Origin of the sequence: Bacillus methanolicus MGA3, from assembly GCF_000724485.1 — a bacterium.
Taxonomy (GTDB): Bacteria; Bacillota; Bacilli; order Bacillales; family Cytobacillaceae; genus Bacillus_Z; species Bacillus_Z methanolicus_A.
Genome location: NZ_CP007739.1, coordinates 1,131,303 through 1,145,678, shown reverse-complemented (window position 1 = coordinate 1,145,678; position 14,376 = coordinate 1,131,303). Strand labels below are relative to the sequence as shown.

Sequence of the window (14,376 nt, the reverse complement as noted above, 5' to 3'; positions counted from 1 at the left end):
TCCATTTAAAAAACGAATAAAGAAAAGGTAATAGAGGCATCTCTATTACCTTTAGGATTATAACACATTTCATTTTGATTTTCTTGTCAAAAATGACCCTGCCAGTAAAAATGTTGGTATCGAAGCTAGACCCACAATCAACAGCCAGTCTTTCAACAAGATTGGAACGGTATGAAATATTGGTTGAAGCGGCGGGTAGTATATGACAACTAGCATTAGAATTAAAGATGAAGCGACTGCCCAATTTAAGTAGTGATTCCCAAAAGGGTTGCGGTTGAAAACAGAACGTTCACTTCTGCAATCAAATACGTGGATAAGCTGAGCAAGCACTAGCGTTGCAAAAGCCACTGTTTGTGCATAGATAAGTTCTTCAGAATTTCGGTAATGTACTGTCATAAAGGCAACCAACGTGACGGCGCCAATTAGGAACCCTCTTGAAATAACCTTCCAGCCGAGTCCCCTTGCAAAAACCCCTTCTTTCGGATTTCGCGGTTTTCTCTTCATTACATTCTCTTCAGGCTGATCAAGACCCAGTGCCATCGCCGGCAAACCATCTGTTACAAGATTAACCCATAATATTTGAATCGGAACTAACGGCAATGGAAGGGCAAGAAGCATTGCAAACAACATAACAAGTATTTCACCTACATTTGAAGCTAGTAAGTACCTGATAAACTTTCTTATGTTCTCGTAAATGTTTCTGCCTTCTTTAATCGCCGATTTTATTGTTGCAAAATTATCATCCAATAGAACGAGCGAAGATGCCTCTTTTGCAACGTCTGTTCCAGTAATTCCCATCGCTACACCAATATCGGCAGTTTTTATTGCAGGTGCATCATTCACGCCGTCGCCAGTCATTGCAACAATGTGGCCCTTATTTTGCAATGCTTTTACGATTTTTAGCTTATGTTCAGGAGATACTCGGGCAAATACGGAGATTTCATCAACGACATCCTCCAATTCGCTGATGGACATTTCGGACAAAGCTTTCCCATCTAATACTCTGCTATTCTTGGAAAATATCCCAAGCTGTTCGGCAATAGCCTTTGCCGTGATGACGTGGTCACCAGTGATCATAACTGTCTTAATCCCGGCTTCCTGGCACTCTTTTACGGCAGTTTTCACTTCTGGCCTTGGCGGATCAATCATTCCTTGCAGCCCTATAAATATTAAGTCTTTTTCAGCTTCTTTTTCATCTAAAATAACTGTTTTTGCCGGAATGGCTTTATAACCAATTGCAATCGTTCGTAATGCCCTTGAGGCAAGATCATTTATGGCATTTTGTGCAATTCCTCTCATCTCTTTTGAAAAATATTGAAGTTTTCCATCCCAAAGAATCGATTCACTTACACCGATCAGAACATCCGGAGCCCCTTTTGTCACAATAAAATTGCGGCCGTACCGGTCCTTAACGATGACACTCATCATTTTCCGTGTAGAATCAAAAGGAAATTCATGAACAATTTCATACTGATTCAAAAGTGTTTCCCTGGAATAACCGGCCTTCATTGCCGAAACAAGCAGAGCTCCTTCTGTCGGATCTCCATCAATAGCGTAATCGTTATCTTTCTTAATAATTTCCGCATGGTTGCAAAGCATCCCAAACATGAGAAGCTGCTGCAGAGCTTTTTTATTTTTTATGTCAATGATGTTTTTATTTCTGTAAAATCTTCCGTTCGGTTCATATCCAACACCATCAACAGTCCAAACGTTGCCTCCGCTCCATAAATGGGTCACTGTCATCTTATTTTGAGTCATTGTTCCAGTTTTATCAGAACAAATAACAGAAGCACAGCCGAGAGTTTCTACTGCTGGAAGTTTGCGGACAATTGCATTTTTCTTAATCATCCGTTGAACACCGAGAGAAAGCGCAACTGTCACTATGGCAGGAAGTCCTTCCGGAATCGCTGCAACGGCTAAGGAAACGCCGGCAAGGAACATCGTATATATATGATGTCCTTGGAGAATACCGACAACTACAACTAGGACCGTTAAGAGAAGCGCAGTGGCTATGAGGATTTTTCCAAGTTGTTCAAGGCGGCGCTGCAACGGTGTTTCCATTATTTCAGCGTTTTGAAGCAAATCGGCTATTTGCCCCATCGCAGTTTTCATTCCCGTTGCAACGACTACACCTATCCCACTACCGCGAGTTACCATCGTTCCCATGAATGCCATATTTTCCATATCGCCAATTCCCATATTCTTTCCGGATAAAAGACCGGTTGATTTCTGGACCGGAACTGATTCCCCGGTTAATGCTGACTCTTCAATTTCCAGACTGTTTACTGTTATTAATCTTACGTCCGCACCTATTCTATCACCACTTGAAAACTTTAATAAATCACCAACAACAACCTCTCTCGAAGGAATCTTTACCCAATTGCCTTCTCTTAAAGCGGTCACTTGCGGGGCGGACAGTTCTTTCAGTGCCTGCAACGATTTCTCTGCTTTTCGTTCCTGAAAAAATCCAAGAAAGCCATTGATAATAACAATTGCAATAATGGCAATCGCATCGATATATTCGCCAAGCAAACCTGAAATCAAAGTGGCTGCTAAAAGTACCAGCACCATAAAATCTTTAAATTGACTAAAAAATAAGAGTAAAGCAGATTGCTTTTCTCCTTCAGCTAACTCATTATAGCCAAACTCTTTTCTCCGTTTCTTAACGTCATCTTCGGTTAAGCCCGCGGAAAAGTCCGTATTTAAGGATTGTTCTACTTCCTTTTCTTTCATTTCATGGAACTTCATGCGGCCATCACACTTCCTCCTTTTGAAATAGACAAGCGTTGTCCTCATCTCCTAAAGAAAGCTTATTCAGCCTTGTCCGAAAAAATGCTATTTGTGCTATGATATAAAGTGAAACTTTATCAATGAAGTGTTTACCCACTGATGCTAATCGAACAAATCGTATTCTAAAAACCCGCCATTCTCACCCTAAAAAATGAGTACCCTACCGTTATTAGAAACGGGGTAAACTAGTAAATAAAGACTAAAGTAAAGGATGTATCCCTCATGTCATTTGATGGTTTATTTACGAGAGCGATGGTTAACGAACTTTCCCAAACGATTAATGGGGGAAGAATAAATAAAATACACCAGCCTTCTAAAAATGAAATAATCATTACCGTACGGGCAAACGGCCGTAATCATAAACTTCTATTATCTGTACATCCGAGCTATGCAAGAGTTCAGCTGACGAATGAACCGTATGAAAATCCAACTGAACCGCCCATGTTTTGCATGCTTCTCAGGAAGCATTTAGAAGGTTTTATCCTCGAAAATATTTATCAGGAAGGCCTCGACCGAATTATTGTATTTGATATTAAAGGAAGGAACGAAATTGGAGATGTATCTTATAAACAGCTCATCGTCGAAATAATGGGCCGTCATAGCAACATCATTTTAATTGATAAAGCTTCAAACACTATTTTAGACAGCATCAAACATGTTTCCTTCGCCGTAAATACACACAGGGCTGTTCTGCCAGGTTACAAATACATTGCGCCTCCGGAACAAAACAAATTTGATCCTTTCTTAGCAGACGAGCAGGAAATTTTGAAACGCCTTGATTTTAATGCCGGCAAACTTGATAAGCAGCTAGTTGATCAATTTTCAGGTATTTCACCCTTGTTAGCAAAGGAAATAGTATTTCAATCTGGAATGGCAAACCGGATTACCCTGCCAAAAACATTTTTAACTTATATGGAAAAAATCAAAAAAAATGAATATATCCCGGCGATTACGTACGGAAGCAGCAAAGAGTCATTTTACCTTTATCCTCTTGAACATATTAAAGGCGAGCATAAAATTTTTTCTTCCTTAAGTGCCATGCTTGACCGCTATTATTTTGGCAAAGCAGAACGCGACAGAGTAAAACAGCAGGCACACGACCTGGAACGGTTTATTTTGAATGAAAAAGAAAAGAACATAAAGAAAATCGAAAAACTTCAATTAGAACTGAAAGAAGCGAAAAATGCCGAGAAGTATCAATTGTATGGAGAATTATTAACAGCAAATTTATATGCTGTCCAAAAAGGGATGAAAGAAATTGAAGTAATGAATTATTATGATGAAAATAGCGGGACGATTGTGATTCCACTTGATCCGCAAAAATCCCCTTCGGAAAACGCCCAAAAGTATTTTACAAAATACCAAAAGGCGAAAAATGCGCTTACGGTCATTCAAAAGCAAATTGAAAAAGCAAAAGTGGAAGTTTCCTATTTCGATTCACTGCTTCAGCAAATAGAAGCGGCATCAACAAAAGATATAATGGAAATAAGAGAGGAATTAATTGAGGGCGGATACTTGCGAGAACGCCATAAACAGCAAAATAAGAAGCAGTTATCTACAAAACCAATTTTGGACAAGTATCTTTCTTCAGATGGAACAGAAATTTTAGTTGGCAAAAACAATAAACAAAATGACTATTTAACAAATAAATTAGCTGCAAGAGATGAAATTTGGCTTCATGCAAAAGATATACCTGGATCTCATGTCGTCATTCGAAGCAAAACTCCGACTGAGAAAACGATATTGGAAGCAGCAAATTTAGCAGCATATTTCAGTAAAGCTCGAAATTCAAGCTCCGTACCGGTAGATTATACACTTGTCCGATATGTCAAAAAACCAAGTGGAGCAAAACCGGGGTTTGTCATTTACGAAAACCAGCAAACTATTTATGTTACACCTGATGAAGAATTAGTTTTGGCATTAAAACAAAACACTGAAAAAGTCTGACCCCTCCAACAATGGCATAGATAGAGACATTTTATTCGAGTTGGTCTATTTTTGTTTTATTGGAGGGGCAGACCCAGCCCTTTTTTTATCTCTGCTCTACATACTTTCTGATTTTTCCTTCCCCCATTTTTCAGGATCTTTTCGCCAATCTGCAAGCGTCTCTATATCTACAGGATCAATATATCCCTTTTCTTTTGCAATTTCGCTCAAGATTGAGAAATCCGTCAACGAATAGGCTGTAACGTTTGCTTCTTTTAGAAGTTTTTTTCCCTTTTCCAGCTCGTAAGTAAAAATTGAAACTGCCCCTAAAACTTGACAGCCGGCTTCTCGCAAAGCTTCAACTGCTGTTATGACACTTCCTCCCGTTGAAATTAAATCTTCGATGACTACAACCTTTTGGCCTTGCAAAACTTTTCCTTCAATTTGATTTCCTTTGCCATGCCCCTTTCGTTTGGAACGAACATAGCACATTGGCAAATCAAGCAATTCACTGACCCATGCTGCATGGGGTATGCCAGCAGTTGCAGTGCCTGCAATCATTTCAACGTCAGGAAATTTTTCCAATATTAAAGTTTTTAGTCCTTTGGCAATTTCTCTTCTTACTTCCGGATAAGAAAGGGTAAGCCGATTATCGCAATAAACCGGGGATCGGAGTCCTGATGCCCATGTGAATGGATCATTTGGTTTTAAAGAAACTGCGCCGATTTCCAATAATTTTTCAGCAATGAATTGTTTCATTGTAGTACCCCTTCCCATTGCTTTTTAATGGTTTGATAGATTTCGAACGGTTCTTTTGCCCTCGTAATCGACCGTCCGACAACAATTGCTGTTGCACCGTTTTTTCTTGCAAATTCCGGTGTAGCAATTCGCTTTTGATCGTGGATATTATCTTCTGTTAACCTGATGCCCGGGGTTACCGTCCAAAAAGAATCACCAATTTGATTTCGAATCATCGCAACTTCATGTGTGGAACAAACAACTCCGTCAAGTCCTGACTCTTTCGCTAACAAAGCATATTGCAATACAGATTCTTCAAGGGAAACACCAATTAACTGCTCTCTTTTCATCTGCTCCTCTGTCGTGCTTGTCAGCTGTGTAACAGCAATACAACCTGGCCTTTTATGCCCTGATATCGTTCCTGCGTCCAGACCCTCAAGAGCTGCCATCATCATTTCTTTTCCACCTGCAGCATGGACATTTACTAGATCGCAGCCAAGGTGGGCAAGGCCCTTCATCGCACTTTTAACAGTGTTAGGAATATCGTGAAGCTTTAAATCAAGAAAAATTTGATGCTCTTTTTCTTTTAATTCGTAAATAATGGGCGGACCTTCTTGATAGAAAAGTTCCATTCCAACTTTTAAAAACAGTTTTTCTCCTTGAAAAAGTTCAAGGAATTTAAAGACGTCTTGTTTATTAGGAAAATCAAGGGCGATAATTAGCGGGTTGTTCACGCTTGTTCCAGCTCCTTCCCGTACACTCACTGATATGATCAATCCCTAGTTCAGTCAGCAATTGGGGTAATTCTTCAATGATTTTCGGACAAACATACGGATCGATAAAATTGGCCGTTCCGACAGCAACGGCGCTTGCCCCGGCATAAAAAAATTCAATGACGTCTTCTGCGCACTGAATTCCTCCCATGCCAATTATCGGAAGTGAAACATGTTGGCTGACTTCAAAAATCATTCGAATAGCAACAGGCTTAATCGCCGGACCGGATAATCCCCCTGTCCCATTTGCTAAAATTGGCTTGCCTGATTTTACATCAATTCTCATCCCAAGAAGAGTGTTGATCATTGTTAAACCATCTGCTCCGCCGTCTTCAACTGCTTTCGCAATTTCGACAATATTTGTGACATTTGGAGAGAGCTTCACATAAACAGGAACCTCTGAAACTTCTTTTACTTGTTTTGTTAAGTTTTTCGCAACCTCAGGAATCGTTCCAAACGCAATTCCGCCGGTTTTTACATTCGGACAAGAAATGTTTAATTCAAGTGCATAAACATTTGGAGCCTTGGAAATTTCTTTTGCAACAGCCACATAATCTTCTTCACTGGAGCCTGCTACGTTAGCGATAATCGGGACATCGTACTGTTCGAGTCTTGGAAGTTCTTCTGTCAACACCTTCTCTAAGCCCGGATTTTGCAAACCAATCGCATTCAGCATACCTGCAGATGTTTCAGCAACACGGGGAGTTGGGTTGCCGAATCTCGGTTCAAGGGTCGTTGCTTTAATCATAATTGCTCCAAGGATGCTCAAATCATAAAACTGACTGTATTCCTTCCCGAAACCAAAACATCCCGATGCCGGCATAACCGGATTTTTTAAGCTTAAACCCGGCAGTTCCACTTTCAATCGATTCATAAAATAACCTCCCCCGCTGCAAAAACAGGCCCGTCATTGCAAATCTTTTTATACGTATATCCGCCCGGATCTTCACCTGTATGGCAAACACAGGCAAAACACGCTCCGATGCCGCAGCCCATTCTTTCTTCGAGCGATAAGTAAACTTTTTTATCGGGATACGCTGTTTCGAGCGCTTTTAACATCGGTGTTGGTCCACAAGCATAAAGCACATCAAATTGGATTTCCCTTTGTTTTATTGCATCGGTAACAAAACCTTTCGTTCCATATGATCCATCTGCTGTCGCTATAAAAGTCGGTCCGAGGCAGGAAAAAGCCTCTTCATAAAAAACAGCTGATTTTGTCTGAAATCCAAGTACATGAACCGTTTTAACTCCTTGACTGACCAATCGTTTCGATAATTCGTATAACGGCGGCACACCGATGCCTCCACCGACAAGGAGAGCTGTTTCACCTTTTTGTAATTCTTTAAGTGGGAAACCATTTCCTAATGGACCTAGTACATCAACCGTATCACCGTATTTTTTTTCAGATAGGGCGGAAGTGCCTCTGCCTTGTTTTCGGTAAATCATTGTAAACTGAAGGTCCTTCTTATTAATGCTTGATATGCTGATCGGCCTTCTTAATAGCGGATCGTTCCCGCCGCCAACTTTTATATGCACAAATTGACCAGGTGAATCCATGTCATTTACAAGCTCACCGCTTAGGGTGAGCTCATAAATGGAGTCTGCAATCTCTTGTTGGGAAACAACAGTACATAATTCATTTTTGATCATGCCAGGACTTCCTCCCTTTTTTTCGCAGGCTGGTCCATAGCTTCAGCAGAGAAAGTCATTGATTCGATCACTCGTAAAATGGCTTCTGCTGTATCTAACGATGTCAAACATGGAATTCCGTTTTCAACAGATTCACGTCGGATTCTAAAACCATCGCGTGCAGGCTGTTTTCCTTTTGTTAATGTGTTAATCACCAACTGGGCTTGACCGTTTCGGATGACATCTAAGAGGTCCGGCCCGTTCGAACCGATCTTGTCTACTACCCTTACATGGATGCCTTCTTGTTCAAGGAATCGGGCAGTTCCGCTTGTAGCCATAAGCTGGTAGCCAATCGCAGCAAAACGCTTGGCAAGCTGAAGTGCTTCTCCCTTATCCTTATCAGCAACAGTCAATAATACTGTTCCGTATTTTTGAATCGTTATTCCAGAGGCGACAAGCCCTTTGTATAGAGCCTTTTCAAGGGTTGTATCTTTCCCCATTACTTCACCGGTCGATTTCATTTCAGGCCCGAGTGTAATATCCACTCTTCTTAATTTCGCAAATGAGAACACCGGCACTTTTACGAATACACCGTTTTTTTCAGGAACAAGCCCGCCAGTGTAGCCTTGATCCGTTAGAGACTGTCCAAGTATCACTTTTGTTGCAATTTTTGCCATCGGAACTTGGGTGATTTTGCTCAGGAACGGAACCGTCCGGCTTGAACGCGGATTCACTTCGAGAACATAAACTTCCCCGTTGGATACTACATATTGGATGTTCAACAGGCCGATAATTCCTAAACCTTTCGCTAACATTTCTGTATATTCAACCAGTTTTTCCTTCACTTTTGAAGACAGGCTTTGCGGCGGATAAACGGCAATGGAGTCCCCGGAATGTACTCCAGCTCTCTCAATATGCTCCATAATTCCAGGAATAAGTACGTGTTCACCGTCACAGATCGCATCAACTTCAATTTCTTTGCCTGTTAAATAACGGTCAATTAAAACAGGATGTTCCGGATTTACTTTAACGGCATTTTGCATATACTGAAGCAGTTCTTCTTCTTTGTAGACAATTTCCATCGCTCTGCCGCCAAGCACATACGACGGCCTTACTAAGACCGGGTAGCCGATCTCTGTCGCGATCCGGACCGCTTCCTCAACTGACATGGCTGTTTTTCCCATTGGCTGCGGGATATTCAACTCAGATAATGCTTGCTCAAACTTGTCCCGGTTTTCTGCCCGATCAAGGTTTTCAAGAGAAGTGCCAAGAATTTTCACTCCCCGTTCCGCAAGGCCGGCAGCTAAATTAATAGCTGTTTGGCCGCCAAACTGCACAACAACGCCGACTGGCTTTTCGAGATCAATAATGTGCATCACATCTTCAATAGTGAGCGGTTCAAAATAAAGCTTGTCGGAAATACTGAAATCCGTTGAAACCGTTTCAGGATTATTGTTTATGATGATAGCTTCGTAGCCTGCTTCTTTGATCGCCCAGACGGAATGGACGGTTGCATAATCAAATTCAATTCCTTGCCCGATGCGGATTGGACCGGAACCTAAAACGACAACGCTCTTTTTATCTGTCACTTCCGATTCATTTTCGTCTTCATACGTGCCATAGTAATATGGCGTTTCAGATTCAAATTCAGCTGCACAAGTATCCACCATTTTATAAACGGGAATGATTCCGTGATCTTTTCTCCAGCTGTACACTTCGTTTTCTGTTGTACCCCATAGTTCAGCCAGTACCTTGTCTGCAAATCCCATTTGTTTTGCTTTTTTTCCAAGCTCGATATCAAAAGGATGGCCGGCAAGTTCTTTTTCAAAACGTACAATTCCTTCCAATTTCTTTAGAAAGAACAGGTCAATTTTGCTCCATTCATGGATTGTTTCAATTGAGAATCCTCGTTTTAGCGCTTCTGCGATATAAAATAAACGTTCATCACCGGCTTTTCTGATTCTCTTTTCTAAAAGAGCGTCGTCCACTTGATCGGCATCATTTAGCTTAAAGTGGTATACATTTGCTTCAAGGGAGCGGATTGCTTTTAAAAGTGATTCTTCAAATGTCCGGCCAATTGCCATCACTTCTCCGGTTGCTTTCATTTGGGTTCCTAAAGAACGGTTTGCTGACTCAAACTTGTCAAACGGCCAGCGAGGAATTTTTGTAACAATATAATCAAGCGCAGGCTCAAAGCATGCATACGTTTTTCCGGTTACAGGGTTCTTCATTTCATCAAGCGTCAAGCCAACGGCAATTTTCGCTGCCAGCTTGGCGATCGGATAGCCTGTCGCTTTTGATGCGAGTGCTGATGAGCGGCTTACCCTTGGATTGACTTCAATGACGTAATATTGAAAGCTGTACGGGTCAAGAGCGAGTTGAACGTTGCAGCCCCCTTCAATTCCCAGGGCACGAATAATTTTTAAAGATGCATTTCGAAGAAGCTGATACTCACGATCACTTAGCGTCTGGCTTGGCGCCACTACAATCGAGTCTCCGGTATGGATTCCAACCGGATCGATGTTTTCCATATTACAAACAACGATGGCATTGTCGTTTGAATCCCGCATCACTTCGTATTCAATTTCTTTGTATCCTGCAATACTCTTTTCGAGAAGGCATTGTGTTACAGGGCTATTTTTCAAACCGCTCGTTACAATTTCCACAAGCTCTTCTTCATTATGGCAAATTCCGCCCCCAGTTCCCCCAAGTGTAAACGCTGGGCGGACAATGACCGGATAGCCTACTTCATTCACAAATTGAAAAGCTTCTTCAAGGGTATGAATGATTTCACTTTCCGGTACAGGTTCGCCAAGTTCATTCATTAAGCTTCTGAACATTTCACGGTCTTCAGCTTTTTCGATCGCGGAAAGCTTCGTTCCTAAGATTTCAACTCCGCACTCATCGAGCACACCTGATTTGGCAAGCTCTACTGCAAGGTTTAAACCCGTTTGACCGCCAAGGGTAGGCAAAATTGCATCTGGGCGTTCTTTTCGGATAATTCTGCTCACAAATTCAACAGTCAACGGCTCAATATAGACGACATCAGCTATTTCCGTATCAGTCATGATGGTTGCCGGGTTCGAATTGACAAGAATCACTTTGTACCCTTCTTCTTTCAGAGCAATGCAAGCCTGTGTTCCGGCATAATCAAACTCTGCTGCTTGGCCAATGACAATAGGACCTGATCCGATGACAAGAATGCTTTTTATATCTGTACGCTTTGGCATAATTTTTCACCTTCCCCTTTTTCCATTTCAATCATTTGTAAAAACTTATCGAAAAGGTTGTTGGCATCTTCGGGTCCCGGGGATGCTTCAGGATGGTATTGAACTGTAAACGCAGGAAAGTCTAAATGTTTCAAGCCTTCAATCGTTCCGTCATTTAATGCGATGTGTGTCACTTCCAGCCTAGTTTCTTTAATTGATTCTTTTTCAACTGTATAGCCATGATTTTGCGATGTAAGAGCTACTTTTCCAGTTTTCAAGTCTTTTACAGGATGATTTGAACCTCGGTGTCCGAACTTCATTTTTACCGTATTTGCTCCAGAAGCAAGCGCAAACAATTGGTGTCCAAGACAAATTCCGAACAATGGAACCTTTCCTAAAATACCACGGATCATCTCGATCGCTTCCGGTACATCTTTTGGATCTCCAGGCCCGTTAGACAGCATGACACCGTCAGGGCTTAAATTCAAAATTTCTTCTGCTGTCGTATGATAAGGTACTACAACAACATCACAATCTCGTTTGTTTAATTCTCTTAAGATGCCATGTTTCATCCCGAAATCCACTAAAACGATGCGTTTTCCTCTTCCAGGGCTTGGGTATGGCGTTTTAGTTGAAACTTGCTTTACTTGATCGTTTCGTAACTGTAAAGCGCGGAGCCTCTCTAGAATTTCATCTGCATCTTCGTTCATGCTGCATATTGCGCCTTTTAAAGTTCCGTATTTCCGGATAATCCTCGTCAACTTTCGGGTATCTATTCCAGCAATTCCCGGGATATTTTTTAATTTTAAAAATTGATCAAGCGATAATTCACTTCTCCAGTTTGAAGGAAATTCAGCTGCTTCTTTTACAACTAAACCGCTGATCGCAGGGCTGATTGACTCGAAGTCATCCCTGTTAATCCCGTAATTACCGATTAAAGGATAGGTGAGTGTGACTATTTGGCCACAATAAGAAGGATCTGAAAGGATTTCCTGATAACCGGTCATACCGGTATTAAACACTACTTCACCAGTTTTGTTTGCATCACTTCCAAATCCTTCACCGATAAAAATCGTTCCATCTTCAAGAATCAGCTGTTTTTTCACACTATAACACCTCTTTTTGTCCAAACAATTTTTCCGTCAACAATTGTCATAACCGGCCACCCCTGGCATTCCCAGCCTGAAAACGGAGTGTTTTTTCCTTTTGAAAGGAATTTATTTGGGTCAATCGTTTCCTTATGGTCTAAGTCGATTAAGACGATGTCAGCAGGAGCGCCAATCTCAAGCTTCCCTGTCTCCAATCCAAATGATTCAGCCGGCTTTACTGTTAAAAAATTGATTAGTTCTCTTAATGAGAAGATTTCTTTTTTCACAAAATGAGTGTATAAAAGTGGAAATGCTGTTTCCAATCCAACAATTCCAAATGGCGCCAGCTTCATTCCTTCAGCTTTTTCTTCTGCTGTATGTGGAGCGTGATCGGTCGCGATAAAATCAATGGTTCCATCCAAAAGCCCTTCAATTAATGCTTTCTGATCTTCTTTTCCTCTCAGTGGAGGATTCATTTTGTAATCGGCATCAAGCCCCGGGATATCCTCATCACATAACAGCAAATGATGGGGTGTGACTTCAGCTGTAACATGAATTCCGGCTCGCTTTGCATCACGGATAACTCTTACGGATTCCTTTGTACTGACATGGCAAACATGGTAGTGGCAGCCGGCAGCTTCTGCGAGCAAAACATCTCTCGCAATATGTACGGATTCACATACCGAAGGAATTCCATTCAATCCGTGTTTTTCTGAAAAAATGCCTTCATGGACATATCCATTGTTAATTAACGAGTTATCCTCACAGTGGGCAACAATCGGCATATTGATTTTGGCAGCTTTTTTCATCGCCTCAAACATAACCTTTGCAGATTGGACACCAACGCCGTCATCGGTAAAAGCAAAAGCACCTGACTCTTTTAACATTTCAAAGTCTGTCAATTCTTCACCGAGTTCCCTTACGGTGATTGAGGCATAAGGAAGCACTTTTACATGTGCCGTTTCTTTTATTCGCTGATTTAACCATTCCATTTGCTCTTTTGAATCCGGAACTGGACGGGTATTCGGCATCGCTGCTACGGTTGTAAATCCCCCTTTAGCCGCAGCCAATGTTCCCGTTTCAATGGTCTCTTTTTTCTCACCGCCCGGTTCCCTTAAGTGGACATGTAGGTCAATAAAACCTGGAGAAACGAAGAGACCTTCTGCATCAATTACTTCATCAGCTTTTTTATATAAAATTTCATTGATTTCATGAATTTTTCCATTTTCAATGTAAATGTCACATATTTGAAAATTTCCATCTTTAGTTAGCAACCGGCCATTTTTGATCATTAAGGACATTTACTTTACCTCCCTCATGATTCTCCAATACACGCTTTAATACTGCCATTCTCACAAAAACCCCATTTTGCATTTGTTTAAAAATTCTTGAACGTTCACATTCAACTAAACTGTCGGCAATTTCAACATTGCGGTTTACCGGAGCCGGATGCATAATAATGCTGCCGAATTTCATTGTTTTTTCTCTTGCTTCTGTTAAACCGAATGCTTGATGATACTCCATAGCTGATCTGAAACCTTTCGCATCGTGACGCTCGTGTTGAATTCTTAAGAGCATGACAACGTCAGATGTACGGATAGCAAAATCGATCTCTTCATAATGGCCATATGCTAACAGACTTTCATCAAACCATTCTTCCGGTCCGGAAAACACAACCTCTGCACCTAAACGTACTAATGCATCCGCATTTGACCTCGCAACACGGCTGTGGCGAATATCCCCGATAATGGCTACCTTAACTCCGTTAAAACCGCCGAATTCTTGCTTTATGGTTAATAAATCAAGCAGCGACTGGGTTGGATGATGGCCGCATCCGTCTCCAGCATTAATAAGTGGGATCTGTATCCGATCCACAAGCTCATCAAAGTATCTGTCTTCATTATGCCGTATGACAACGGCATTCACGCCGATTGATTCAAGTGTCCTTACTGTGTCATAGAGCGTTTCTCCTTTTAAAACACTGGATGTACTCACTTCAAAAGGAATAACTTCAAGTCCGAGCTTTCTTTCAGCTACTTCAAAGCTACATTTTGTCCTTGTACTCGGCTCAAAAAACAGATTTGAAACAAAGGTTTGCTTTTTCGGCCTCCATATTTTTCCTTCCGCAAACCCTTCTGCATCCGATAAAATTTCAAGAATATCGTCAATTGTCAATTCTGTAGTAGTAAGCAATTGTCTCATCCTTAACAGCCTCCCGGTTCG

10 protein-coding genes are annotated in these 14,376 nt (G+C 41.3%); 1 reads left to right on the top strand and 9 read right to left on the bottom strand.

What is annotated here, in order from left to right:
* Positions 1–69: 69 nt before the first annotated feature.
* On the bottom strand, positions 70–2,748 hold the full coding sequence (locus tag BMMGA3_RS05660) for a cation-translocating P-type ATPase (RefSeq protein ID WP_003348943.1): 2,679 nt from the start codon (positions 2,746–2,748) through the stop codon (positions 70–72).
* Between the two features lie 264 nt (positions 2,749–3,012).
* Between BMMGA3_RS05660 and BMMGA3_RS05655 the strand changes: the two genes are divergently transcribed.
* On the top strand, positions 3,013–4,737 hold the full coding sequence (locus BMMGA3_RS05655) for an Rqc2 family fibronectin-binding protein (RefSeq protein ID WP_003348940.1): 1,725 nt from the start codon (positions 3,013–3,015) through the stop codon (positions 4,735–4,737).
* Positions 4,738–4,833: 96 nt separating this feature from the next.
* On the opposite strand, the gene pyrE is transcribed toward BMMGA3_RS05655, so the two are convergent.
* The 8 genes from pyrE to BMMGA3_RS05615 are packed head-to-tail and all read right to left on the bottom strand — an operon-like array spanning position 4,834 to position 14,355.
* Positions 4,834–5,475 carry an orotate phosphoribosyltransferase gene (gene pyrE / locus BMMGA3_RS05650; protein WP_003348939.1) on the bottom strand — a complete coding sequence of 214 codons (642 nt, stop codon included), beginning with the start codon at positions 5,473–5,475 and terminating at the stop codon, positions 4,834–4,836.
* Positions 5,472–6,188 (bottom strand): orotidine-5'-phosphate decarboxylase, encoded by a 717-nt coding sequence (pyrF, locus tag BMMGA3_RS05645; protein WP_003348938.1) that lies wholly within the window; start codon positions 6,186–6,188, stop codon positions 5,472–5,474. The genes pyrE and pyrF overlap by 4 nt, the downstream gene beginning before the upstream one ends.
* Positions 6,160–7,101 (bottom strand): dihydroorotate dehydrogenase, encoded by a 942-nt coding sequence (locus BMMGA3_RS05640; RefSeq protein WP_003348937.1) that lies wholly within the window; start codon positions 7,099–7,101, stop codon positions 6,160–6,162. The genes pyrF and BMMGA3_RS05640 overlap by 29 nt, the downstream gene beginning before the upstream one ends.
* Positions 7,098–7,877: a dihydroorotate dehydrogenase electron transfer subunit gene (locus BMMGA3_RS05635; RefSeq protein WP_003348936.1), complete on the bottom strand. Its 780-nt coding sequence runs from the start codon at positions 7,875–7,877 to the stop codon at positions 7,098–7,100. Before BMMGA3_RS05635 ends, BMMGA3_RS05640 begins: the two co-directional genes overlap by 4 nt.
* The gene (carB, locus tag BMMGA3_RS05630; protein WP_003348935.1) at positions 7,874–11,086 is read right to left on the bottom strand and encodes a carbamoyl-phosphate synthase large subunit; all 3,213 of its coding nucleotides are present in this window, start codon (positions 11,084–11,086) and stop codon (positions 7,874–7,876) included. Before carB ends, BMMGA3_RS05635 begins: the two co-directional genes overlap by 4 nt.
* Positions 11,065–12,171, bottom strand: a complete 1,107-nt coding sequence (locus BMMGA3_RS05625; RefSeq protein ID WP_003348933.1) for a carbamoyl phosphate synthase small subunit — start codon at positions 12,169–12,171, stop codon at positions 11,065–11,067. Before BMMGA3_RS05625 ends, carB begins: the two co-directional genes overlap by 22 nt.
* Positions 12,168–13,454, bottom strand: coding sequence for a dihydroorotase (locus BMMGA3_RS05620; RefSeq protein ID WP_003348931.1), 1,287 nt, complete (start codon positions 13,452–13,454; stop codon positions 12,168–12,170). Before BMMGA3_RS05620 ends, BMMGA3_RS05625 begins: the two co-directional genes overlap by 4 nt.
* The gene (locus BMMGA3_RS05615) at positions 13,417–14,355 is read right to left on the bottom strand and encodes an aspartate carbamoyltransferase catalytic subunit (protein WP_003348929.1); all 939 of its coding nucleotides are present in this window, start codon (positions 14,353–14,355) and stop codon (positions 13,417–13,419) included. The genes BMMGA3_RS05620 and BMMGA3_RS05615 overlap by 38 nt, the downstream gene beginning before the upstream one ends.
* Between the last annotated feature and the right edge of the window lie 21 nt (positions 14,356–14,376).

What these genes read in the sequence shown, in the direction of transcription:
- BMMGA3_RS05615 (WP_003348929.1), bottom strand. Translation starts at nt 14,355, where the DNA reads ATGAGACAATTGCTTACTACTACAGAATTGACAATTGACGATATTCTT.
- pyrE (WP_003348939.1), bottom strand. Translation starts at nt 5,475, where the DNA reads ATGAAACAATTCATTGCTGAAAAATTATTGGAAATCGGCGCAGTTTCT.
- BMMGA3_RS05635 (WP_003348936.1), bottom strand. Translation starts at nt 7,877, where the DNA reads ATGATCAAAAATGAATTATGTACTGTTGTTTCCCAACAAGAGATTGCA.
- BMMGA3_RS05640 (WP_003348937.1), bottom strand. Translation starts at nt 7,101, where the DNA reads ATGAATCGATTGAAAGTGGAACTGCCGGGTTTAAGCTTAAAAAATCCG.
- BMMGA3_RS05620 (WP_003348931.1), bottom strand. Translation starts at nt 13,454, where the DNA reads ATGTCCTTAATGATCAAAAATGGCCGGTTGCTAACTAAAGATGGAAAT.
- BMMGA3_RS05655 (WP_003348940.1), top strand. Translation starts at nt 3,013, where the DNA reads ATGTCATTTGATGGTTTATTTACGAGAGCGATGGTTAACGAACTTTCC.
- carB (WP_003348935.1), bottom strand. Translation starts at nt 11,086, where the DNA reads ATGCCAAAGCGTACAGATATAAAAAGCATTCTTGTCATCGGATCAGGT.
- BMMGA3_RS05660 (WP_003348943.1), bottom strand. Translation starts at nt 2,748, where the DNA reads ATGAAGTTCCATGAAATGAAAGAAAAGGAAGTAGAACAATCCTTAAAT.